Annotated in this window: 21 protein-coding genes; 4 read left to right on the top strand and 17 right to left on the bottom strand. The window is 43.5% G+C overall.

The window, feature by feature from the left end; all coding sequences use genetic code 11:
* Positions 1 to 19: 19 nt before the first annotated feature.
* The 9 genes from ACOAOT_RS12650 to ACOAOT_RS12690 all read right to left on the bottom strand — a co-directional run bounded on the left by ACOAOT_RS12650 (position 20) and on the right by ACOAOT_RS12690 (position 9,899).
* Positions 20 to 937, bottom strand: coding sequence for an ABC transporter permease (locus ACOAOT_RS12650; RefSeq protein WP_420217297.1), 918 nt, complete (start codon positions 935 to 937; stop codon positions 20 to 22).
* Entirely contained in the window at positions 934 to 1,974 is a 1,041-nt protein-coding gene (locus tag ACOAOT_RS12655; protein ID WP_420217298.1) for an ABC transporter permease, read from the bottom strand. Before ACOAOT_RS12655 ends, ACOAOT_RS12650 begins: the two co-directional genes overlap by 4 nt.
* Positions 1,967 to 3,517 (bottom strand): ABC transporter ATP-binding protein, encoded by a 1,551-nt coding sequence (locus ACOAOT_RS12660; protein WP_420217299.1) that lies wholly within the window; start codon positions 3,515 to 3,517, stop codon positions 1,967 to 1,969. Before ACOAOT_RS12660 ends, ACOAOT_RS12655 begins: the two co-directional genes overlap by 8 nt.
* Before the next feature lie 31 nt (positions 3,518 to 3,548).
* Positions 3,549 to 4,697 (bottom strand): BMP family ABC transporter substrate-binding protein, encoded by a 1,149-nt coding sequence (locus ACOAOT_RS12665; RefSeq protein ID WP_420217300.1) that lies wholly within the window; start codon positions 4,695 to 4,697, stop codon positions 3,549 to 3,551.
* Between the two features lie 91 nt (positions 4,698 to 4,788).
* The gene (locus ACOAOT_RS12670) at positions 4,789 to 5,676 is read right to left on the bottom strand and encodes a nucleoside hydrolase (RefSeq protein WP_420217301.1); all 888 of its coding nucleotides are present in this window, start codon (positions 5,674 to 5,676) and stop codon (positions 4,789 to 4,791) included.
* A gap of 1 nt (position 5,677) precedes the next feature.
* Positions 5,678 to 6,598, bottom strand: coding sequence for a ribokinase (gene rbsK / locus ACOAOT_RS12675; protein WP_420217302.1), 921 nt, complete (start codon positions 6,596 to 6,598; stop codon positions 5,678 to 5,680).
* Positions 6,595 to 7,626 carry a LacI family DNA-binding transcriptional regulator gene (locus tag ACOAOT_RS12680; protein WP_420217303.1) on the bottom strand — a complete coding sequence of 344 codons (1,032 nt, stop codon included), beginning with the start codon at positions 7,624 to 7,626 and terminating at the stop codon, positions 6,595 to 6,597. The genes rbsK and ACOAOT_RS12680 overlap by 4 nt, the downstream gene beginning before the upstream one ends.
* A gap of 132 nt (positions 7,627 to 7,758) precedes the next feature.
* Positions 7,759 to 9,216 (bottom strand): sensor histidine kinase, encoded by a 1,458-nt coding sequence (locus ACOAOT_RS12685; protein WP_420217304.1) that lies wholly within the window; start codon positions 9,214 to 9,216, stop codon positions 7,759 to 7,761.
* Positions 9,213 to 9,899, bottom strand: coding sequence for a response regulator (locus ACOAOT_RS12690; RefSeq protein WP_420217305.1), 687 nt, complete (start codon positions 9,897 to 9,899; stop codon positions 9,213 to 9,215). The genes ACOAOT_RS12685 and ACOAOT_RS12690 overlap by 4 nt, the downstream gene beginning before the upstream one ends.
* Positions 9,900 to 10,075: 176 nt before the next feature.
* Between ACOAOT_RS12690 and ACOAOT_RS12695 the strand changes: the two genes are divergently transcribed.
* Positions 10,076 to 10,528: a hypothetical protein gene (locus tag ACOAOT_RS12695; protein ID WP_420217306.1), complete on the top strand. Its 453-nt coding sequence runs from the start codon at positions 10,076 to 10,078 to the stop codon at positions 10,526 to 10,528.
* A 73-nt stretch (positions 10,529 to 10,601) separates the two neighbouring features.
* On the opposite strand, the gene ACOAOT_RS12700 is transcribed toward ACOAOT_RS12695, so the two are convergent.
* The 6 genes from ACOAOT_RS12700 to ACOAOT_RS12725 form a co-directional block, all read right to left on the bottom strand.
* Positions 10,602 to 12,521, bottom strand: coding sequence for a glycoside hydrolase family 127 protein (locus tag ACOAOT_RS12700; protein ID WP_420217307.1), 1,920 nt, complete (start codon positions 12,519 to 12,521; stop codon positions 10,602 to 10,604).
* Positions 12,522 to 12,598: 77 nt separating this feature from the next.
* Positions 12,599 to 13,897: a sugar ABC transporter substrate-binding protein gene (locus ACOAOT_RS12705; RefSeq protein ID WP_420217308.1), complete on the bottom strand. Its 1,299-nt coding sequence runs from the start codon at positions 13,895 to 13,897 to the stop codon at positions 12,599 to 12,601.
* Positions 13,898 to 13,993: 96 nt separating this feature from the next.
* On the bottom strand, positions 13,994 to 15,775 hold the full coding sequence (locus tag ACOAOT_RS12710) for a cache domain-containing sensor histidine kinase (RefSeq protein WP_420217309.1): 1,782 nt from the start codon (positions 15,773 to 15,775) through the stop codon (positions 13,994 to 13,996).
* A 26-nt stretch (positions 15,776 to 15,801) separates the two neighbouring features.
* Entirely contained in the window at positions 15,802 to 16,647 is an 846-nt protein-coding gene (locus ACOAOT_RS12715) for a carbohydrate ABC transporter permease (protein WP_420217310.1), read from the bottom strand.
* The gene (locus ACOAOT_RS12720) at positions 16,647 to 17,546 is read right to left on the bottom strand and encodes a carbohydrate ABC transporter permease (RefSeq protein ID WP_420217311.1); all 900 of its coding nucleotides are present in this window, start codon (positions 17,544 to 17,546) and stop codon (positions 16,647 to 16,649) included. Before ACOAOT_RS12720 ends, ACOAOT_RS12715 begins: the two co-directional genes overlap by 1 nt.
* Before the next feature lie 109 nt (positions 17,547 to 17,655).
* A complete protein-coding gene (locus ACOAOT_RS12725) occupies positions 17,656 to 19,179 on the bottom strand; it encodes a response regulator transcription factor (RefSeq protein ID WP_420217312.1) in 1,524 nt (507 codons plus the stop codon).
* 336 nt (positions 19,180 to 19,515) lie between these two features.
* Between ACOAOT_RS12725 and ACOAOT_RS12730 the strand changes: the two genes are divergently transcribed.
* Genes ACOAOT_RS12730 through ACOAOT_RS12740 form a run of 3 tightly spaced genes read left to right on the top strand, consistent with a single transcriptional unit; the run spans position 19,516 to position 20,818 of the window.
* Positions 19,516 to 19,863, top strand: coding sequence for a GIY-YIG nuclease family protein (locus ACOAOT_RS12730; RefSeq protein ID WP_420217313.1), 348 nt, complete (start codon positions 19,516 to 19,518; stop codon positions 19,861 to 19,863).
* The gene (locus ACOAOT_RS12735) at positions 19,860 to 20,132 is read left to right on the top strand and encodes a DUF2087 domain-containing protein (RefSeq protein ID WP_277408330.1); all 273 of its coding nucleotides are present in this window, start codon (positions 19,860 to 19,862) and stop codon (positions 20,130 to 20,132) included. The genes ACOAOT_RS12730 and ACOAOT_RS12735 overlap by 4 nt, the downstream gene beginning before the upstream one ends.
* Positions 20,133 to 20,149: 17 nt before the next feature.
* Complete coding sequence (locus ACOAOT_RS12740; RefSeq protein WP_420217314.1) at positions 20,150 to 20,818, top strand: CatA-like O-acetyltransferase; 669 nt, start codon at positions 20,150 to 20,152, stop codon at positions 20,816 to 20,818.
* Here the strand turns inward: ACOAOT_RS12740 and ACOAOT_RS12745 are convergent.
* On the bottom strand, positions 20,815 to 21,696 hold the full coding sequence (locus ACOAOT_RS12745) for an SGNH/GDSL hydrolase family protein (RefSeq protein WP_420217315.1): 882 nt from the start codon (positions 21,694 to 21,696) through the stop codon (positions 20,815 to 20,817). The two genes, ACOAOT_RS12740 and ACOAOT_RS12745, sit on opposite strands and share 4 nt — an antisense overlap.
* A gap of 178 nt (positions 21,697 to 21,874) precedes the next feature.
* Positions 21,875 to 22,183 (bottom strand): hypothetical protein, encoded by a 309-nt coding sequence (locus tag ACOAOT_RS12750; protein ID WP_420217316.1) that lies wholly within the window; start codon positions 22,181 to 22,183, stop codon positions 21,875 to 21,877.
* Between the last annotated feature and the right edge of the window lie 21 nt (positions 22,184 to 22,204).

Below are 22,204 nucleotides of genomic sequence, written 5' to 3' on the forward strand. Positions count from 1 at the left end.
TACTTCGCCGCCTGAATCATTATCTCTTTTTCAGCTTTAAATACTCTTTATAGGAAAATGCAAACAGTCCGATGAGTGTTGAAACATAAGGAATTGTCTGCACCAGACTGGATGCCCAGCCCACCGTGGAGGCCGCTGTGGCAATGGCATTGAAAAAACCAAAGGCAATGGATGCCGCTGCTGTCCCAATGGGATTGGACCGTCCGATGGCTTCCGCTGCCACTGCAATCCATCCTCTTCCCGATACCATATCTCTTGTAAACGATGACAGATAGCCCATTGACATAAAAGCACCTCCGCATGCACAGAGTAAACCACTTAAAAGGAGGGCGATCGTCTGGGTAAGCTTCACATTAATTCCTACGGATTCTGCTGCTTTTAAGTTTTCCCCAACTGCCCTGATATGATAACCCAGCGTGGTTTTTCCCAGAAAAACAGCCACAACTAAAATCATGATAAATGCCAGATAAGTCATGACATTCTGTCCGGAAAGAATATCACCCAGAAACGGAATATCCTTTAACACGGGAATTGCAATCTCCGGCAGTGTTTTACTGGCAACAGAGGTGGAACTTCCTTTATCTCCGGTAAACAGGTAAAGCAAAAATACCGTACCTCCTGATGCTAAGGAGTTAATTGCAATACCGCCTAAAATAACATTAGCCCGGTAATATAAAGTAAATAACGCCAGTATTCCGGAACAGATTAACCCGGATAAAAGAGCGATCAGAAATCCGCCCAGAGCACTTCCCGTTGCTGCACTTCCAAATACCCCAAAGAAAGCTGATATCAGCATAATTCCTTCCAGAGCAATGTTGGCCACACCTGCACGGTTAGCGATCACTGCCCCAAGGGACGCGAACAGGATGGGAGTTGTCACCCGGAATACGGAATGCAGGAATTGTGCTGTGAAAATGATATTTATCAATTCTCTCATTTGGCAATCCCCCTTTCCATCCACCGCTGCTTAAAGGAATGAAGGAAACGTTCCGAAGCGATCAGCAGAATAATCAGACTCTGAAGGATGGTTGACATCTCAGCTGGAACATCAGATAGCCTTGCGACGATATCCGCTCCTGTAGATAAATACGCCACAAACAGGGCTGCATAGATCACGCTTACCGGATTATTATTGGCCAGCATGGCAATTAACGCACCTGTGAATCCATATCCCGGAAGACCATTCCATTCAAAGCGGGTATGCATGGCAATGGATTCCACCGAACCGCCGATACCTGCAATTGCTCCTGATACCAGATGAGCGATAATAATGGTTTTAACAATATTGATTCCGGAATAGGATGCAAACTTGGCATTAATACCTACCATGCGAATCTCATATCCCCATTTGGTCTTATATAGAAAAACAGAGACTGCCGCAACACAAAGCAGTGCGATAAACAGTCCATAATGTACTTTAAATGCCGGTATGATCACCGGTATTTTGGCTGTGTCCAGATAGGGATAGGAACCATTTGATGCCATGGGATCCTGAAGCACCCTGGTCATAAGATAGGAACCAAGCCCCAGCAAAATGCTGTTCATCATCAGGGAGGTAACAAGTTCGCTGGCTCCGTACTTTGCTTTTAAATATCCTGGAATCAGCATGATTAAGGCACCGATTACAGCAGCAGCAAGAATGATGACCACCTGGTGAACACCAGCGGGGAGGGGGACCCAGATCGCAATCAGGGAAATAACAGCTCCGCTGAAATAAAAGATACCTTCCGCTCCCATATTAAACTGGCTGGCCTGGAAAACAACTGCCATGGACAGACCTGAAAATATAAGGGGAATTGCCGTATTAATTATGTTTCCAATATATCTTGGTTTACTGAAAGGACCCAGTATAAATAAACGTATGGACTCTATGGGTGTTTTGCTTACCATAAAGATGACTGCAAAGGCTGCAAGCATTGCAATGACCAGAGCCACAGTTGTTCTTAAGACATGAAAGGATTTTTCCCTACTCATAGCGCATCCTCCTGATCTGACTCTCATCCTGCTTTTTAATACCCAGCATATAAAGTCCAAGTTCTTCTTCGGTAATATCAGACAGATTCTCATAATAAGCCACAAACCTGCCTTCATACATGACTGCCAGCACATCTGACAGCTTAATCAGTTCTGCCATATCTGCCGAAAAAAGCAATACGGCACAGCCATTATCACGTAGCTTTACAATGTTCTGATGAATGATATGGGCTGCTCCGATGTCAACACCTCTGGTAGGCTGCTCGGCAATCAACACCTTTGTCTCTTCCATACATTCTCTTGCTACAACTACTTTTTGCATATTTCCGCCGGACAGGCCGTCGATTCTGCCGTTTTCTCCCGAACATTTCACGGAATATTCTGCAATCATCTGTCTGGCATACTCACTGATTTTTTTCTTTTTCAGAATTCCCTTATTGCAGAATTCTTCCGTATCATATTTATTGGAGATCAGATTTTCATTGACAGCGGCAGTCAGGGCCACGCCCTGACGCTGTCTGTCTTCCGGGATATAGCCAAACCCTTTGTCCCGCATCTCCTTAATGGTCATGGACTGAATATCAGCCTGGTTAATCTCAACGCTGCCTGATTCCACACGTCTGCTTTTGGTTAAAATCTCAGCCAGTTCTACCTGCCCATTGCCCTGGACACCGGCAATTCCCATAATCATACCGGATTTTACCTGGAAGTTTATATCCTGTAAAATGGGAACTTTCTCTCCTCCATAGTAGGACAGACCGGTTACACTGATTCTGGCTTCACCAAAGGCATGCTCCTTTTTATGAATGGAGGTATCAATTTTCCAGCCTACAATTTTATTGGATATCTCCTGTTCCGAGATTTCACTGGTATTAAAAACTCCTTCGGAGCAGCCCGCCCGCATTATAGTCACTCTGTCGCTGATCGCCTTAATCTCTTTAATTTTGTGAGAAATAAAAACAATGGTATAACCCTGTTTTTTCAGCTTCACAAGTTCCTCAAATAACTGTTCTGTTTCCTGAGGAGTCAGTACGGCAGTGGGCTCATCTAAAATCAGAATTTTTGCTCCTCTGGCCAGTGCTTTTAATATCTCAATCTTCTGCTTGATTCCTACAGGCAGAGTACCGGTAACTGCTCTTGGATCTACTGCAAAATTATATTGACTGCTTAATTGCTCGGTAAATGCAACCGCAGCATTTTCATCCACAAAATGATGGTTTGCAGGCTCGATCCCCAGCGTAATATTCTGAGCTACAGTAAAGGAATCTAACAGCATGAAATGCTGATGCACCATACCGATCCCATGCTTTATGGCATCGTTGGAGGAATTGATATCCAATTCCTTGTCCCTTAGATACAGTTTGCCTGAAGAGGGTTTTTCCATGCCGAAGAGAATTTTCATCAGGGTCGTTTTTCCCGCTCCGTTTTCTCCCACTAAGGCATGGATTTCCCCTTCTTTTAAGGAAAAGCTGACATCCTTATTTGCCACAATACCATTGCCGTATATTTTGGAAACATTCTCCATTCTCAAAAGGTATTCCATTGTTATCCTCCAGGCATTAAGCTTTTACATACTAGTTTGGAGCAGCTTTACTTCTGATTGCAGCAATGTCATCGGTAGACATAGACTGTACATCGGATAATTTCACTTCACCAGATATGATTTTCTGCTCTAACTCCTTAACGCTATTCTTTTGTTCATCAGACATCAAAGCATCATAATATTTGTTTTCTGCCAGGCCAACTCCACCGTCTTTCAGTCCGAGAGCAAGAGATTTACCGCCGAAGGTAAGAGTTCCATCTGCATACTGGTTTACTAAATCTACTGCGTAAACGGATACCTTTTTCATTGCCGAAGTAATAATGTGCTTTGCCTGATCGGGGTTACTGGCTTCCAGACTTGCAGCCTGGTCTGAATCAACACCTATGGCTAGCTTATCAAGACTTGTGGCTGCTTCAAACACACCTAAACCAGCACCGCCTGCTGCCTGATAAATAATGGGAACTCCGGAGTTGTACATAATCAGTGCCAGTTCCTTTGCGGTTGCACTGTCTGTAAAATCACCGACATAGGAAGCCTTAACTTTCACATCAGGATTTACACTCTGAGCGCCTTCAATATATCCAACGAGGAAATAGTTGATACCTGGTATATCCATACCTCCAATAAAACCAATGGTATTGCTTCCTGCCTCTTTTGCCTTTAAAGCTGCCACTGCACCTGCCAGAGCGCTCATTTCATTGCTCTTTGTAACTACGGCAAGAACATTGTCCCCAAAACCAACGCTGTCTGTATCCAGGTTAATAAACTTCTGATCCGGATACTGTGCGGAAACCTGTTTTAATACATCATCGCCGGCTGTGGAAACAGTCATGATTAAATCATAGCCGTCTTCGCAGTAATCTTCATAAGTTGCAAGATATTTGGTGGTATCAGTTCCCATCTCTACAACATCTGTCTGGGCACCCAGTTTTTCCTTAATGGTATCCATAGCAGCTTTGGAACCGTCAAAAAATGATTTGTCTCCTAAATTACCTGGAATTAATAAAGCTATTTTTAATTTCTTAGCTTCTGCTTTTGTTTCACCAGTTGTTGTTGCTGCCGCACTGCCGGCAGTTGTTTCTTTCCCTGCGTTGCCACCACTTTTTCCGCATCCAGCCACACTGACAGCCAGCAGACAGCATGCGAACAATACGCTTGTGATTCTTTTAATTTTTTTCATTTGATCTCCTCCTAAAAATAAATGATGTGTATTTATGCCAATCACAATGTCTGATTAAAAGACATTGAATAATTGCCCTGCTTCTGTGCTACTAACGGAAAACCCGTTCCATCACTATATTCTTAAACCTCTGTAAATCTAAATCAACTGCGTAATAAAAATCTTTCTCTGTTTCACATACTGCATCGTAATAATTGGTTTTGTGAACAATGGTTCCTCTTGTCAGCTCACCTTTTAATTCAACTGTATAATCACCCTTTTTCAGTGTTACGGTTTCCCTGTCAATCAGGCTGGCAATCAGAAGCGCATCGTGAAGGGTGATGGGAAATCCTGTTTTATCCATGAATATCTCCATGCCTTTATAAAGATATTGAACGGCAGGATTAACGGAGTTTTTAACAACCTCCATCTCTTGTGTGGTAAGCTTTGTATACTTTGTAACATCCAGTCCCAACATGGTTAAGTTTTCAGCAAAATCAGTAACGATCCGGGCAGCTTCCGGATCACAGATGATATTCCATTCCGGATAAGAGTTTAAAAAAGCTCCGCCCATACCGATGATTTCTACCCGTTTCATAATCTCAGGTGCCTTTAAAAATGCCAGTCCCAGGTTGGTCAGAGGCCCCATGGCAACGATACAGACATTATCATTTTCCGCTGCTGTCTTAATCATAAAATCAACCGCATTAAGGCTCTGTTCTGGCTCATATTCATTTCTTAAAATGCTGTACTGAATGGGTTTTTCCATCTTTGGCCGTTCTATTACCGGCAGCCCCTGTCCGATATAAACAGGAATCCTGCCCATCTGGTAAAATTCCAGCAGATCCTTCACCATCTCTGCCCGTGCTTTCGTATCTTTAAATACGGTGGTAATCCCTGCCACTTCGATTTCTGGAGATAAAACTGCAAGAGCTATGGCAACGGCATCATCCACGTCATCACCCAGGTCTGTATCAATGATTACTTTCTTTGGTTTCATGTCATTCCTCCTGCATCAGACTTAAGACTTCCTCTTTGAGAGGCATAGACGCCTGGGCGCCTTTTCGTGTAACGCTGACGGCTGCCGCTGCATTGGCAAAACCAATGGCTTCTTCCATGGATTTTCCCTCTGCCAGCTTTACAGCCAGTGCTCCGTTAAAGCAGTCTCCTGCACCGGTAGTATCCAGTGCATCCACCCTGGTTCCTTCAAACATGCGACAGCCTTCCTGACTGACCCATAAGGCTCCCTTGTCTCCCATTGTCACAATGACATGTCCCACTCCCTGGGACAACAGCTTTCCAGCACCTTCCATAATTCCGTCCAGGCTGTCAGTCTTATGGCGGCTCAGTCTTGCCAGTTCACTTTCATTGGGAGTTATAATATCAATTTTCCTCATGATCTCTTCCGGCAGACCATCTGGAGCCGGTGCCGGGTTACATATAATGGTTCTTCCCGCTTCCTTTGCATGGTCAATGGCATAAAAAACTGCATCTGCAGGAATCTCCATCTGTACAAGCAGATATTCATAATCCATGATTTGGGGCTCTGTCTTCTCTAAATATGGAATATCACAGCTTCCATTGGCTCCTGCAATGGTCACTATGCTGTTATTTGCCAGAGAATCAACTAAAATCACTGCTGTTCCCGTATCCTTACCTTCACGTGCAGAAATATAATCCGTACAGACACCGTTATCCTTTAACCCCCGGATCAAAGTTCTTCCAAACTCATCTTGTCCTACACAGCCAAGCATAACCACGTCTGCGCCCAGCCTTCCTGCTGCAAATGCCTGATTGGCTCCCTTTCCGCCGCAGTTGTAGGAGTAATCCGTTCCAAGTACAGTTTCTCCCACACCCGGCAGACGGTCTGCAGTCACCTGTATATCCATGTTTAAACTTCCGATTACCAGTATTTTTTTCATATCTCTTCCCTTACCTGTTTTTTTCTGGTGCTCTCTCTGATCATCAGATCTGTCTCCAGATACTGATCTGCCTGATGTATGGTTTTATCCTGTATGGACGCCAGCAGCATTCTGGCCGCCTGATAGCCCATATCATACATAGGCTGAGATACTGTGGTGATAGGCGGTACCATCTCTCCGCTCATGGTGATGTTATCAAACCCCAGCAGCTGGATATCGTCTGGAACCTTTTTGTTTAATTCTCTCAAAGCCTTTAAAACACCAATTGCTATGGTATCGCATCCGGCAAAGATCCCGTCTATTTCCGGATTGTCAGAAAGCATCTCCCTGGTTCTTTCGTATCCGGAGTGTATATTGTAACCGCCATAGCTTAAATATCGTTTGTTTATTATAATGCCCGCATCTTCAAGGGCCATGCAATAACCCTTCAGCCGTTCTTCCACTGTATAAACGTCTTTTACACCAGCAATATATGCGATATTGGAAGCGCCATTCTCAATGAGATAAGACACTCCTTCTCTGGCGGCCCTGGCATTATCAACATAGACGCCGGGATACCTTGACAGTTCTTTTATTTTTCGGTCCAGTATGACAATGGGGATATTGCTTTTGTGTATCAGTGCAGTCAGCTTTTTGTCATTTAAATCGCCGCTGGTATTGATGATAATTCCGTCCACTCTTTTTTCTAAAAAGGTATATAAATACTTCTGCTCTTTTTTTATATCTGAATCTGAATTACACAAAAATACTGTATATCCATTTTCCATGGCACAATCCTCTACCCCTCTGATTACCTGGGGGAAAAAAGGATTCTGGACATCGGGTATTATGAGACCAATGGTCTTTGTCTCAGCAACCGTTATGCTCCTTGCCATCTTATTTGGTACGTAACCTACCTCATCAATCAGCTTCAGAATCTTCTCTCTCGTTTCTTCTGAAACACCTTCCGGATTGTTATTGATGACTCTTGAAACAGTCCCTTTTGATACTCCTGCCATACTGGCGATATCCTTAATTGTCAGTGCCATAAATGTCCCCCACGTTTACTAAACCGGTTTAGTATTGTTGATAATAATGCTATCACACGTAAGTTTTTTTGTCAATAAAATAAGCCCTGATAAAACTGGTAATTTTACCGGTTTTTCAGAGCTATTTCATGTTTAAAACTTAACAAAAAAAGTTGTTACTTCATTTCTGCTTTCCACACGGATCTGCGCATGATGCCTGTCTGCTATCTGCTTTGCTATTGCCAGCCCAAGCCCTGTGCCGGAACGGTTTTGAAGGCTGTTTGTTTTATAAAACCGGTCAAAAAGATGAGGTATTGTTTCAGCCGGAATCTCCTCACCGTCATTGGTTACCATGATCAGGCAGCCTTCCTTTTTCTTTTCAAGAGTAAGTTCCACAGTTCCCTGCTGTTTGCAGAATTTAACAGCATTATCAAGAAGGATTAAAATAAGCTGGCGGAGGCGTCCGTAATCTCCGTTCACAATGCATTCCTCTCCGGGACAGTTTACCAGAAGCTGAAGTCCTTTTTCTTTCGCAGAGCGGCGGATTGATCGCTGTGTATCCCGTAATACATCGCAGAGATTTACCTCGTCCATATTCAGGGAAAACTGGTCATCCTGAAGACGGGATAAATCCAGAAGATCATTTACCAGCCGTTCCAAATGTCTGCTTTCTGCTAACATCTGATCATAATACTCTCTTATTTCTTCCGGAGTATTGATGGTTTCATCCCGTAGCACTTCTAACGAACCACGCAAAACTGCCACCGGGGTACGAAGTTCGTGAGAAACATTGGCCACAAAATCCTGTTTCATCTTATCAAGTGCCTCCTGCTGCTTTCTGGCTTCCCACAGGCGTTCAGAAAGCAAATCGATGGTCTGGGCAAGCTGGCCAAACTCGTCAGCCTGGTTCACACCGGTTTTAGCCGTATAATCGCCCTCAGCCAGGCATCCCGCTGTATTATTCATGCGACGCAGGGGATTGGTAAAACGGTAAGACAGCCACACGGCTGCCATACCTGCAAGAACAAGAGCTATGATTGCACCTGCTCCCAGAGCGAGCAATCCCTGAAGCACTGCTTCGTTTACGCCGCTGACCGGAGAATGAAGAAGTACTGCACCAGAAATTCCGTCTGCTGTGCGGATGGGGACGCCAACGGTCAGTGTGGGTGCATTTAATAATCCGGAAAATTCCTCTCCGTAAGTAATTTCGCCATCCAGAACCCGACTTATGATTTTCTCAGCAGTTTCAGGCAGTTTCCCTCCAGAAGTAATCCCATCATGACTGGCTGATATTAAATTCCTGTCATTATCTACAATCCAGACCGTTGCCATAGCCACCTGATCCAAAAAACGGAGATATGCCCCATAACCTCCCATCCCGTGGTGACCCATTCCCATTCCCATACCAAACTGCTGGGCTGTCCCTTCTCCGTTTTCATAGAGTGCCAGGGTTTCTGCTATGGAAACTGCCCGGGTTTCCATGGAAGAACGGTTGATCGCAATGGTATGCTTACGGAACATAGACACAAATACAGTGCCCAATATGGCAGTAAATAACAGGAGCACTGCGGCGAAAGAGGCAACCAGTTTCCAGACAATTTTTTTATTCATGATAGCACCTCGAATTTATAGCCCACATTCCGAATAGTGCGGATCTCCCAGGCAGGGTGAGGCTCCTGTTCAAGCTTGGCTCTCAGCCGTTTCATATGGGAATCCACAGTGCGGGGATCGCCGTAATAATCATACCCCCACAAAAGATCCAGAAGCATCTCACGGGTATAGGCCCGGTTCTTTCCACTTGCAAGTGTCCACAACATATCTGTTTCCCGCTTTGTCAAAAGTATGGGTCTGCCATCAACCGTGACGCTGTAATTCTCCAGGTTTATGACCAGATTTTCAATAGAAAGTAGTTTCCCCGTATCTCCGGTACCTTTATCAATACGCCGCAGCACAGCTCTCACCCGTGCCATTACTTCTCCTGGTGAAAATGGTTTCACGATATAATCATCTGCACCAATGTCCAGTCCCATGATTTTTTCAAAATCCTCTCCTCTTGCCGTCACCATGATAACCGGAACATCGGACTGTCTGCGAATCTCCCGGCACACCTGGAAACCGTCCAGTTTGGGCATCATCACATCAAGCAGTACGACCTGGGGTTTCTTTGAATAAAATTCCTCTAACGCCTGCTGCCCATCCTGAGCAAGTACCGTTTCAAAGCCTTCTTTCCTGGCAGCGCTGTTTAAGATATTTAATAACTGGGGACTGTCGTCCGCAATCAGCATAATAGACATATGACATACCTCCTGTGATTTTATTATAAATATAACAGGGAAATAAGGCAACTTTATGGCACAAAAAATAAAATGACAAATGAAAAAACCATTTCTGACACATTCGTGCCATATTGAAACGTTATTATGAACTTACCGAAAGGAAAATAATAGAAACGAAAAGGAGATAATAAACTATGATGAACAAGAAAAAAGTAATGACAGGATGTGCCCTTGCACTTGCACTTTCAGCTGCAACCATGACCTCATTTGCAGCTGCCGCTTACAAGACACCTGCGGAAGCAGTATCAGGGCTTACAGGGAAAACATTAGATGAGGTAACAGCAGAACGAAAATCTGGAAAAAGTTATGGATCAATTGCATCTGAAGCAGGAAAATTAAATGAATTCCAGCAGGCAGTGGCTGATATTCATGAAGACAGGCTGAATGAGGCAGTGGCTGACGGAACCCTGACCCAGGAACAGGCAGATGCTCAGCTTGCCGCAATCCGTGAAAGACAGGCTGCATGTGATGGTAACGGCAGCGGTGACAACGCAGGTACAGGTTGTGGTGCAGGCGGCTGCAACGGAACCGGGATGGGGTATCACCACAGAGGTAACGGGTATGGACTTGGGTACAGGAACAACTAGCCAGACAATTTCAGATATCTAAACAGCCGCCCCCTGTCGGATTCAATCCGGCATGGGGCGGCTGTGCTTCCTTTTAACACTGATTGTCTTCTCTGACCCACACACGCATTTCATTTTCACCTCTGTTGGCCCAGCTGTAATAAGGAATCCATTTTATTTTCGTCTTTATTTTCTTTTCTGTGGCAGTATTCTTTCTGTAAAGCCATTCTGCCCCACTGTCTGCTTCTGTCTTCCAACCCGAGGCAGTAATTACTCCCACCCCTCCAAGCATGGCTTCGTCAAATTCGTACTTAAGCTCCTCCTGTTTTTCCACTGACAAAAGATGCAGATTCTTTCCATTATCCACTTCTTCCAGACAATACACAAGGGAACCTCTGGAAACTGCAAATTTCCCCAGATCGTTTTCCACCAGGGGATTGGAATACCAGCGCTTTGCCTGCATATCCAGTTTCAGCCGTATTGTATCATCAGAAAAGACCTGATTCACATAGATAAATCCGTCTTTTTCCTCAAAATCTGCACGTTCCTGATTAAGCTCCACATCAAAGGTATCGGACCATGACGGTATGCGGATTCCCAGACAGACACTGGCGGTTCCGTTGTAATTTAACTTTATGTCCACACAGCCAGCCCATGGATATCCGGTCTTTAATTCTATCTCCAGAATGCCATCCCCTATTTCAAATTTTCCCTTGCATTCCACAAAGAGATTGACTAAAAGCTTATCCTTCTTTTGTACAAACACATACTGCTCCACAGAAGCTAACAGTCTTGCTAGATTGGGAGGACAGCACGCACAGCCAAGCCACTGGGGGCGAACGCATTTAACATGGCTCTTTCCAGGATCCTTTGATGATTTACCAGGAACCACCTCTAAAGGATTCACGTAAAAGAAATGTTTTCCATCAAGAGCCACTCCGCCCAGCACTGTATTATAAAGTGCACGCTCCATCACATCACCGTATTCTCCCTTTTCTTCTGACATCAGCATCCGGTATGCAAAGAACACCAGACCTACTGACGCACAGGTTTCACAGTACATGGTATCATTGGGCAAATCGTAATCCAGCGTAAATGCTTCTCCTGAAACAGTGGAACCGATTCCCCCTGTAATATACATACGCCGCGTTACAATACTCTTCCATAACCGCCTGCACGCCAAAAGAAGCTTTTCATCTCCTGTCTCGCCAGCAGCATCCGCCATTGCAGTGCAAAGATAGACCAGCCTTACTGCGTGTCCCTCAGCAGTATCCTGCTTAAGCACAGGAAGATGAGCCTGATAATAGGTCAGAGGGAGATGTTTGGAATTCATCCCTTCACATTCTGTCCCCCGCACCAGTAAAAAGTACTGAGCCAGTTTTAGATATCTTTCATTTTGTGTCAGCCTGTATAACCGCATCAGACCAATCTCAACCTCTTCATGACCGTCATACCCATGAATCTTTCCTTCCTCATCTCCAAATACAGCATCGATGTGGTCAGCCAGTTTACATGCGGTTTCTAAAACTTTTTTATTTCCCACTGCTTCATAATAAGCCACAGCTGCCTCCATAAAATGTCCGGCACAATATAACTCGTGGCTCTCCCACAGGCGCTTGTATTTCTGATCATGCTCCTCGATGGTGAAGTATGTATCCAGATATCCGTCTTCTTCCTGGGCATCACTGATTAAGTCCACAACATCATCAGCCAGACATTTTAATTCTTTATCCATCTTCTCCCGTAAGCAATAGGCAGCCGCCTCCAGCCATTTATAAAGATCGCTGTCCTGAAATACCCAGCCATAGTGATTTCCTTTTTTTCTTCCGGCCGCAATCCGGAAATTTTCAATCACATGGCTCTTTTCATTGGGAATGGAATCGTCGTTGCGCTCCCGCTCAATGTTGATTTCAATTTCATCATTTAAAACACTCCATTGATACGGGATCATCTCTGTTCTGATTAATTCTTTGTATCTGCTGAAAAATCTGTCCTGAATTTCTACCTGATTCATACTGCACCTCCTGATTTACCCTGCAAAGTGACGTCGGCATTGTCAGCCGGCGCCACTTCTTTTTATTATATGTATTTTTATTTTTTAATAATACCATCAATCACAGCCTGGGCTTTTGCTGCTGCTTCCTCTGGCGTACTTGTATCTGTCATCACCTCATTAAATGCCAGGGATATGGCATCCGAGATATCCGGCCACTCCGGTAACGGCCCCCTTGCATTTGCATACTGCATTTCTTCAACAAAAGCGTCATATACCGGATCTCCCTTAAACTGCTTTTTAGCAATAACGGAATCAGAAGAGATATATCCCATTGCATTCATCATATAGAGGCAGGTCTCTTCGCTAGTTGCATATTTGAGGAACTTAACAGCGCCTTCTTCATTGCCGCCTTTAATTACTGCGTAGTTTTCTCCGCCCAGACCGGAAGCCTGTTTTTTATCCATTGGGATCGGAGCAACGTTCCATTTCAGATCAGGAGCTTCCTGCCGCATGGTAGGAACCTGCCAGGTTCCGTTAATCATCATGGCTAAGTTTCCGGAGATAAACTGATTCATGGTATCTCCCTGTGTCCAGTTGATGGCTTCCTTTGTCATGGCCCCGGAATCAACCAGTTTTTTCACCATGGTCAGTGCTTTGATTCCGCCTTCTGAGTTGATTTCGTAGGATGTTGCACCGGTTGACCATACCCAGGGAAGGAAGTTAAAGGTTCCCTCCTCGTTTTGCAGGCTGCAGTGTGCAAATCCGGAAACCTGGCCGGTTGTGCAGGCTTTTGCCGTGGTTAGCAGTTCATCCCATGTGGTGGGAACCTTGCAGCCTGCTGCCTTTAACATATCCTCATTATAGAAAAGGAGCAGACAGTTGCTTCCGAAGGGAACTCCATACAATTTGCCGTCTAACGTACAGGAATTGACAGGACCGGGATAATAGGTACTTACATCAAATCTTCCGGTTAAATCTGCAAAGATCCCCATGGCTGCATAAGAAGCGTGATCCGGATTATCAAGAATTACCAGATCCGGAAGTTCATCAGCCGATGCACCGATGGATAGCTGCTTTTTAAAATCGGCAAATGGGACGTACTTTGCCTGTACCTTGACTTCTTTTTGTGATCCGTTAAATTCTTCAATGATATGATTCAGTGCTTTTTGATGGCCTTCTGTCTCCCAGTAGTACCAGATTGTCACATCACCTGCTGCTTCGCTCTTTTCTGTCTCCGAAGCTTTTTCACTTGCAGTTGTTGCCGCTTTCTCACTGCTTTTTGCTGTTTCCGTTTTGCTTTCTGTCGCTGACACCGCTCCGCTGCCAGAACTGCATCCCGTCACCGCTCCCCCAAGCATCGCCGCAAAAAGTAAGGCTGTCATTAACTTTTTCATGTTTTTCCTCCTTTTATTTTTTTGTTTCAACGACTTCATTATAACGGCAATGAAACCGGGAAAAAACTCAACAAATCTTAGAAAGGGTAAATTTTCTTAAGTAGGAATTCGTAAAACAACTTCAGTTCCTAAACCTTCGGTGCTGTTAATCTCAATTTTCACATCATCTCCGTAATACATCTGAAGTCTGGTAATTGCATTTTCCATACCAATGTGAGACGCTGCATCTGACTCCCCAAAGATCCCCCTTCTGATTAGTTCCAGTTTATGACGTTCCATACCTTTTCCATTGTCACGAATGAGAATCCGTAATTCTTTCCCCTCCCTGCACATACTTACCTCCAGAACGTGATTGTTTTTTGTTCCTTCAAAGCCATGAAGAATGGAGTTTTCAACAAATGGCTGAAGCAACAGTTTGTGAATCCGCAGATCCATCACATCAGGATCTACATTGATGCTGCAGGTAAAATTATTTTTAAGCCGGAACTGCTGTAAATAAATGTACTTTTTCAGCCAGTCAATCTCATCCCGCACAAAAACCTCCCCGCTGCTGTCCGCAATGGCGTAGCGGAGTATGGTAGCGAGGGAGTTAATGGCATTGCTGATATCGAATTCATCCTGATCGATTGCCATCCAGTTGATGGTGTCCAGTGTGTTATAGAGAAAATGAGGATTAATCTGCGCTTCCATTGCCTTAAGTTCCGCCTGGCGCTGCATCTGCCCTGCCTTCTTTTCTTTTTTAAGTGCAGTTTCCAGCTTCTCCAGCATGTCATTAAACTGAACCGCTATGGTTTCGATTTCCACAGGCATTTTTTTGTCTGTTTCCACCCGGACCTTTAAATCTCCCTCCCGTGCTTTCTGCATAGAGGCGACCACCATCTTCACTGAGTCCACCAGGCGGTCCAGTACCCCCAGTGTCAGCAGCACAGTGACCATAAGAAGGAGAAGACTTAAGGCTATAATCAGATAAATCTGATTGTTTAAGTTCTTCATTAAGCTGCTCTGATCCATCACATTCACCAGATCCCAGCCCAGGGAATCATCGTGGTAAAGCCAGACCGAGGTATATCGTTCCTCGTATAAGTTCTCTTCCCGGATAAACTCTTTGCAGGCTTCCACTTTTGTCTCCAAGGACGTCCCCTTCCCATAAAGAACTTTTCCTATCTTTTCTGGCTGGCGGTAAGCAATAATACGCCCCGCCTCATCAATGATGAAATTAAAACTTTTCTCCTGATCCTGTGCCTGGACTTTGCATACGCTTTGAAGAAATTCCTTATCAAGACTGACAATCACAATTCCATTTTCTTTATTTAAATTTCTGTAATCGATAATCCGGTGAGCCAGATGCAGGAGATAGTAATCCTCATTTGCAAATCTGGTTCCGTATTCCGTGGGGAAAATATGGGTCTGATTATCCGAAGAGACCTTCCCATACAGTTCCTCCTGGGAAAGACTGAAGCTGTTCATCCACGAATTCTCATAAGTAGATGCAGACAGCTGGTTGTAAGTAATGCTAAGTCCCTTAGGGGTAATGATTGTTATGGACTTTATGTACTCTTTTGTATTGAGAAGTCCCCTTAAATATCTTCGAAGCTGGTTTTTTGCCACCGATGCATTCTGTTTCTGATCCAGCCGGTCCACCCATGCCACCACATCATCATTGGTATAAATCTGGAACAACAGATCCTCATAGGATTTCAGCCTGATGGTCAGATTATTATCCATCTGCATCAGGCTTACACTGGTCAGCTCCTGGGTATTCTTCTTTAAAGTAACTGAGATGTTGTAAAAATAGTAAAAACTTAATACAAGAATGGGGATTGTAGAGGTCGCCCAGAAAAGACGGATTAATTTTTTCTTCAGACTCACTTTTTTCATAAGGCTCCCTCTCAATAAAAAACAGATTATCCCTTCACTGCACCGCTTGTCATTCCCGATATAATGTACTTTTGCATAAACAAAAAAATCAGTGCCACGGGTATAATCGTAACGATGGCAAAGGCTGTTAAATAGCTCCACTTTGTGCCGTACTGTCCCATAAAATTAAAGATTCCCGCTGTGATGGGCCGTTTCTTCTGATCCAGAATAAATGTCATTCCATAGGCTAAATCCCCCCAGCCGTACAGGAACGAAAAGATGGCACAAACCACCACTCCGGGCTTGGCAACCGGAAGCAGAATTCTTAAAAACGCCAGAAAACGGGTGCATCCATCTATGTAGGCGGCTTCCTCCAGATCTCTTGGAACGGAAGCAAAATAATTTTTCAAAATAAGAACGGAAAATGGGATGCCAAGGGTTGCATCGGATAAAATGGCAGACACCCTGGTATTGTATATATGCATTCCCTTAAACATAATAAACATAGGTGTTAAGAGGACGGAAACCGGAAGCATCTGGGTAACCAGAAAGCATAAAAGCATACCGTTTCTCCCTTTAAAACGATACCTGGCTACTGCATAGGAAGCCGGAACAGCCAGAATTACTGCGATTGCCATTGCGCCGGCGGAGATAAGCAGGCTGTTTGCAAAGGAACGGAACATATTAAAATCTCCGTTTCCAACCTGGGCGGCATAGGATTTTGTATTTAAAACATGAGGATAAAAGGTGGGTGGAATCTGAAAGATTTCCTTTTCCGTTTTCAATGAGGTGATAAAAATCCAGAAAAGAGGAAACAGAAGCAGACACAGGATCACCACCGATACCAGACATAACAGGAATTCCTTTTTTCCCTTTTTATTTCCTTTCTCCATCACTCCATCTCCCCTTTCATCGTAATTTTCAAATAGACTACGCCTACCAGAAGTAAAATAACAAGCAGTACATTGGCAGCGGAAGATCCAAGGCTGTACTGGAACATCTCAAAGGATAACTTATAGGAATAGGTGGACAGTAAATGAGTGGAATTTACCGGTCCTCCCCCAGTCATTACATAGACCATATCATACACCTTAAAGGTATAGATAAATCCTAGAACAAGAAGTGACTCAATGGTTGTTCTCATCAAAGGAAGAGTGATTTTAAAGAATTTCTGCCTTCCGTTTGCACCGTCCATGGCTGCGCTTTCATAAAGCTCCAGGGGAATGGTGGTAAGTCCTGTTGAAATCAGAATTGTATTAAATGGAATTCCAATCCAGATATTGGCTGTAATCACTGCGGTCATCGCAGTTGACGGGCTGGTAAGCCACTGAATATTCTCTGTAATCAATCCTGCGCTTTTCAGGAAATAATTAATAATTCCCACATCAGTGGAAAACATGAACTTAAAAATCAAAGCAGTCACTGTCATGGGAATCATCCACGGTATCATAAGAAGTCCTCTTACCGGTCTGGCAAAGGAAAAATCTTTTTGAAACAGAAGTGCCAGGGCAAAGCCAATGACAAATTGAACAACCAGGCAGCTGACTGTAAACAGCATCGTGTTGAACATTGCCCTTAGAAATACGGGATCGTGCATCAGTTTTATGTAATTATCAAAACCAATAAAGTCTCTGGATCCACGGACCAGATTCCTGACCGTAACATTCTGAAGACTTAAAATAAGATTGCTGACAATGGGATATCCCACAAAAAACAGCATATAAAGAAACGCCGGAAGCGCATACAGCAGCCCGATATTCTCATATCGGAAAAAGCTTTTGATTTGTTTCACTGAAAATAGTCCTCCTTTTATTTATTTCCACTGAAATTATCTTACACTGTATCACCGCTTCTCAAAATACGGGAAACCTTGAAAAGGAGGAAAAACCTAAACGCTTTCCCTATTTTAAAGTCTTCCTGTAATCTGCCGGAAGCTGGCCTGTCATCTCCTTAAATACCTTGCTAAAGTATTTTGGATCGGAATAGCCTACCTTCGCTGCTATTTCATACAGCTTCATATGGGTCCCGCAAAGCAGTTCCTTGGCTTTATTAATTCTGAAATTTTTCATATATGTACTGAAGGTCAGTCCCATCTCTTTATGAAACTGGGTTCCCAGATACTCAGGAGTGACATTGAGCTTGGACGCAATCTCATCCAGTGTAATACCGCTTTGATAGAATTCCCGGATCATGCTTCTGACCCGCCGTACAGTCAGATGTGTAACCTCTTTTTCTTCCTCCCGTGGTTTTATATAGTCAAACAGGAAATCCGCCGCTCCCTCCAGCTCTTCTCTCCTCTTTGCCTCCATAATCATCTCCAGGAGCTTTTGCTGCTTCAATGACTCAAAATTAATACAGCCCAGTTCCTTGGCAATCCCCATGACCGCCCATAAAAAGCGGACATAACATTCCTTAATCTCCTTGGGGGCATAAATCTTACCGTCAAGAAAACTGTTATGAAATTCTGCCATAAGGGCTTTTGCCTTATCCCAGTTATCAGAACAGATCGCAACTTTTATTCTTGTTTCCAATTCAATCGGATAGATGCAGGGCACCGTCTGAACATGGGTAATCTTCGGGTATGAAATGAGTATTTCCTCATCAAAGGACAGATTCCAGTCCATGTAGGGGTTCAGACTGTCGAGCCCTTTTTTTAATTGTGCCACTCCCCCAACCTCTGTCCAGCCAAAGGTCATATACCTGGGTCTTTGTTTTAAAATCTGCTGCTGCAGCCACCGCTCCAGGTCATGGGCATCCTTGTAATGATAAAGAACCACAACCAGGGATTTTCTGTATACCAGATCAAGAATGCAAAATGACAGATCCGGATACATGGAGAAAACATGCCGTAACTGTTTCACCGCGCTTTCCCGCTCTTTTTCATAGCGACTCCCCAGATACACATAAATTAAAATCAGCTTCTCAGTTTCTTCCATCTGATAACTGCGTTGCAGATAAGTGTTGATATCTGCGTCCATCTCCATGCGTCCGTTCATAAAATCATAAAGTATCTGCTCCAGTGTTCCGATCTTTGCCGGCTTTTCCTGCCTGTCCTTTTCCACCTGCAGTTCCACATGCTCCAGTGCCTGTGAGAAATCATTGAGGGATATGGGTTTTAGCAAATATTCTGTCACTCCAAGCTTCATCGCCTGACGGGCATATTCAAACTCGGAGTAGGCGCTTAAAACAATGGCTTTTGAAGTGATTCCCTCTTTCACCGCATTGGTCATCATTTCCAGACCATCCATCTTTGGCATTCTGATATCTGTTATTACAATATCAGGCTTTAACTCTTTTAACAGCCGAAGTCCTTCTTCTCCGTTCTCCGCTTCTCCCACGATTTCGTAATCCTGTCTCATTTTACCCAGAAGCTTCTGAATTCCTTCTCTGATCCTTATCTCATCCTCAACAATCAGTAACCTCATGCTTCATTCCCCTTTTTAAAACTGCTTCCAGTTTTTCCCATTAATCTTCTGTTTTCATATTACTTTAATCCAATAAAACTGTCAATCCTCCCCCTTTTCTGTAATGCTTTTTAATGCAGAATATCCGATCTGCTTGATATTTTGTGTATCTCCCGTATCCAGAACGGAATACAGTGCATTGACAAAATGATAGGCCGATTATTTCATTAGTATTTGTCTCTGTTTCCATTTTATGCTTGTAACTCTACGAAGCGTTTATTGAAAAGATGATAACCAGGAGCTACAATGATGTGGAAAAAGCATCTGGCAGCCTGACACAAAAAGGAGGTGAGTAAAATGGAGAGTTCAGCGAAAAAAGCATTAAAAGACCAGTACAAAAACAGAATTATGACTGGAGGAATCTACCGCATACAATGCAGCAAAGACGGGTCCTACTGGTTACGAACCAGTTTAGATATGCAGGGTTCAAAAAACCGGTTTGCGTTTTCCAAGTCAACCGATTCCTGTCCCGAAATATGTATGCTAAAAACCTGGAAGCAATATGGGGCAGATTCCTTTTCCTTTGAAATCGTGGAGGAAATTGAGAAAAAAGAGACGCAGACACAACGACAGTTTTCAGATGATTTAAACACACTACTGGAGCTGTGGAATGAAAAGAGAATGGAAGGAGAACAAGGAACATGAAAGAAAAAACAGATATCAGCAACTTTCTTGATGATTCCGGAAAGATAACCAGGCTGTCCCAAAAGAATCGCTTAAGAACGGAAATCCTTCGATATCTGGCGGGAAAATTCCTAAATGACCGCAGCTATACAGAAAAAGAAGTAAACTCCATCTGTGAGGAATGGCATACGTTTGGAGATTACTTCCTGCTTCGAAGAGAACTGATTGACAGCGGCTTTCTATGCCGGGAACCAGATGGTTCAAGGTATTGGAAGCCCGAATCAGAATAAAACAAAGGAGATTACAAATGTCAGACATAAACACTGCCTTTACTCCCATTGATTTCGACAGCTGGGACAGAAAACAGTATTTTTACTATTTTACAAAAATGCTGCCTACCGGATTTTCCATTACCATTGAGGCAGACATTACCAATACCTACAACATGGTAAAAGAGCAAAACAAAAAGTTTTTCCCTGCTTATTTGTATCTGGCTTCTAAGCTGATAACAGAGCAGCAGGAGTTTCGGGTTGCCTCCATAGACGGAACGCTTGGTTGTTATGAGGTCTTACACCCTTCTTATGCATGCTTCCATCCAGATGACAAGACCATGTCTAATATGTGGACGGAGTATGATTCTGATTTTCATACTTTTTATAATAATTACATTGCAGACCAGGATCGTTTTGCCCATAACCATGGGATCTTAGCAAAGCCGGATATGCCTCCTCAGAACAGTTTTATGATAGGAATGCTTCCATGGATCGAGTTTACAAGTTATACACCGGTTCCTTATGGAAACAGCAGCTTTTTTTTCCCGGTTCTGGAAGCAGGGAAATTTATTGACAGAGACGGCAGAAAACGTATGCCGCTATCCATTACCGTTCACCATGCTGTGGCAGATGGGTATCATGTGGGCTTATTTCTGGATAAATTTCAATCAGGTATGGCTGCCCCTGAAAAGTGGATGGATTAACTGGAAGCTTCCTTCTCAGATATTTTGATTAAGTATTGCTCCAGTTCCTTGTTCCACTCACTGTAGTTCTTATCATTTCGATGGTCTGTAAGTGGATAGTGGGCAGCCAGATAAGTGCCTAAATACTTGCTTAACTTTTCGGCTCCGCTTGTATTTAAGTGATCACCTCCGTCTCTGCTGTCCTTATTCCAGTCTATCTTTATGTCCTTGGTAAAGAGATTTAAATCAAGAAACGGAACGTTATTTTTTACGGCATAATCATTGACTGTATTATGGCGGCTATAGTCCCAGTTTTTCGGGGAAGTGACCCCTACTAACAGTAAACTGATGTTTTTTTCTCTGCACAGATTTACAATTCTATCTGTCCAAAATGTCACGGTCTGGTCTACTGACTCCCGCCCCTCTGATTGATTCATATATTCACCGCCCTGATAAGGCGTTACTTTCTTACTATGATAATACCCTTTCATAACATCTTTTTGGTCAAAATCCTGCTTCGGACTGAAGTCACGTGCTGTAAGTGATTTCCACCTGTCATGATATTTAAAAACTGGCAGATAATACTGTGACATATATTCTAATGCGTGATTAATTTCCGTTGGAACGTTCCGGTTGTGATAAAATAAATCTGTTTCCAAAATTACAAGCTTGGGATTTTGCCGTTTTAACGCCTTCTTAAGCATATAATAGGCTTCCGCAGAACGCTGCCCGGACTGGCTGCAGACAAAGGATGTAATTCCACGCTCTTTCCACATTACCATGGGCGAGATCCCGGAATATCCCTCACTATCGCCCACAACAATCACATCCAGCGAATTTGCAGGTTCTGCCAGGACACCATATGCATGACTATCCCTGTTTGCAATTCCATCTTTCACTGTATTTCGCTTCGGTACAAACAAAATTGAACACAAAATTAATAGTAGGAGAAGAATCCCCAAGAATCCCACAATTTTTCCAAAGTTTCTCATTTTGACTCCACTTTTCTATAACGTCTTAAACAGGCAGCTCCCTCTATCAGAATTCTGCCTGTTTAAAATCTCTTAATATTTTTATTTATTTCTTTTTAGCAGCGCTTGTGCTCTCCTGGCTTTTGCTGTCTGTTTTCTTATTATCTGCGCTTTTTGCCGCCTCTGTCTTTTTAACCGCCTGTGTTGTTTCCTGCTCTTTCTTCACTGCAGCTGTTGTTGTTTCCTTTTTCTGTTCGGGAGCCTTTTTCTTCTCTTTTGTAACCTTTGAAGAAACGGTCGTCTCAGTCTGCTGTTTTGCGTCAGCTTTCTTATCCTTGTTACCACATGCAGCTACTGATACCGACATCACAGCCACCATCATAAAAACTGTCATCTTTGTTAATAATTGTTTCATTGTTATCCTCCTGATTATATG

Source organism: Lacrimispora struthionigena, assembly GCF_048627165.1.
Classification (GTDB): domain Bacteria; phylum Bacillota; class Clostridia; order Lachnospirales; family Lachnospiraceae; genus Lacrimispora.

Excerpts from the sequence above, each read along its gene's own strand:
- ACOAOT_RS12670 (WP_420217301.1), bottom strand. The coding sequence starts at position 5,676 with ATGAAACCAAAGAAAGTAATCATTGATACAGACCTGGGTGATGACGTG.
- ACOAOT_RS12715 (WP_420217310.1), bottom strand. The coding sequence starts at position 16,647 with ATGGAGAAAGGAAATAAAAAGGGAAAAAAGGAATTCCTGTTATGTCTG.
- ACOAOT_RS12740 (WP_420217314.1), top strand. The coding sequence starts at position 20,150 with ATGTCAGACATAAACACTGCCTTTACTCCCATTGATTTCGACAGCTGG.
- ACOAOT_RS12750 (WP_420217316.1), bottom strand. The coding sequence starts at position 22,183 with ATGAAACAATTATTAACAAAGATGACAGTTTTTATGATGGTGGCTGTG.
- ACOAOT_RS12685 (WP_420217304.1), bottom strand. The coding sequence starts at position 9,216 with ATGAATAAAAAAATTGTCTGGAAACTGGTTGCCTCTTTCGCCGCAGTG.
- ACOAOT_RS12695 (WP_420217306.1), top strand. The coding sequence starts at position 10,076 with ATGATGAACAAGAAAAAAGTAATGACAGGATGTGCCCTTGCACTTGCA.
- ACOAOT_RS12650 (WP_420217297.1), bottom strand. The coding sequence starts at position 937 with ATGAGAGAATTGATAAATATCATTTTCACAGCACAATTCCTGCATTCC.
- ACOAOT_RS12705 (WP_420217308.1), bottom strand. The coding sequence starts at position 13,897 with ATGAAAAAGTTAATGACAGCCTTACTTTTTGCGGCGATGCTTGGGGGA.
- ACOAOT_RS12665 (WP_420217300.1), bottom strand. The coding sequence starts at position 4,697 with ATGAAAAAAATTAAAAGAATCACAAGCGTATTGTTCGCATGCTGTCTG.
- ACOAOT_RS12655 (WP_420217298.1), bottom strand. The coding sequence starts at position 1,974 with ATGAGTAGGGAAAAATCCTTTCATGTCTTAAGAACAACTGTGGCTCTG.
- ACOAOT_RS12660 (WP_420217299.1), bottom strand. The coding sequence starts at position 3,517 with ATGGAATACCTTTTGAGAATGGAGAATGTTTCCAAAATATACGGCAAT.
- ACOAOT_RS12730 (WP_420217313.1), top strand. The coding sequence starts at position 19,516 with ATGGAGAGTTCAGCGAAAAAAGCATTAAAAGACCAGTACAAAAACAGA.
- ACOAOT_RS12690 (WP_420217305.1), bottom strand. The coding sequence starts at position 9,899 with ATGTCTATTATGCTGATTGCGGACGACAGTCCCCAGTTATTAAATATC.
- ACOAOT_RS12680 (WP_420217303.1), bottom strand. The coding sequence starts at position 7,626 with ATGGCACTGACAATTAAGGATATCGCCAGTATGGCAGGAGTATCAAAA.
- rbsK (WP_420217302.1), bottom strand. The coding sequence starts at position 6,598 with ATGAAAAAAATACTGGTAATCGGAAGTTTAAACATGGATATACAGGTG.
- ACOAOT_RS12735 (WP_277408330.1), top strand. The coding sequence starts at position 19,860 with ATGAAAGAAAAAACAGATATCAGCAACTTTCTTGATGATTCCGGAAAG.
- ACOAOT_RS12725 (WP_420217312.1), bottom strand. The coding sequence starts at position 19,179 with ATGAGGTTACTGATTGTTGAGGATGAGATAAGGATCAGAGAAGGAATT.
- ACOAOT_RS12700 (WP_420217307.1), bottom strand. The coding sequence starts at position 12,521 with ATGAATCAGGTAGAAATTCAGGACAGATTTTTCAGCAGATACAAAGAA.
- ACOAOT_RS12710 (WP_420217309.1), bottom strand. The coding sequence starts at position 15,775 with ATGAAAAAAGTGAGTCTGAAGAAAAAATTAATCCGTCTTTTCTGGGCG.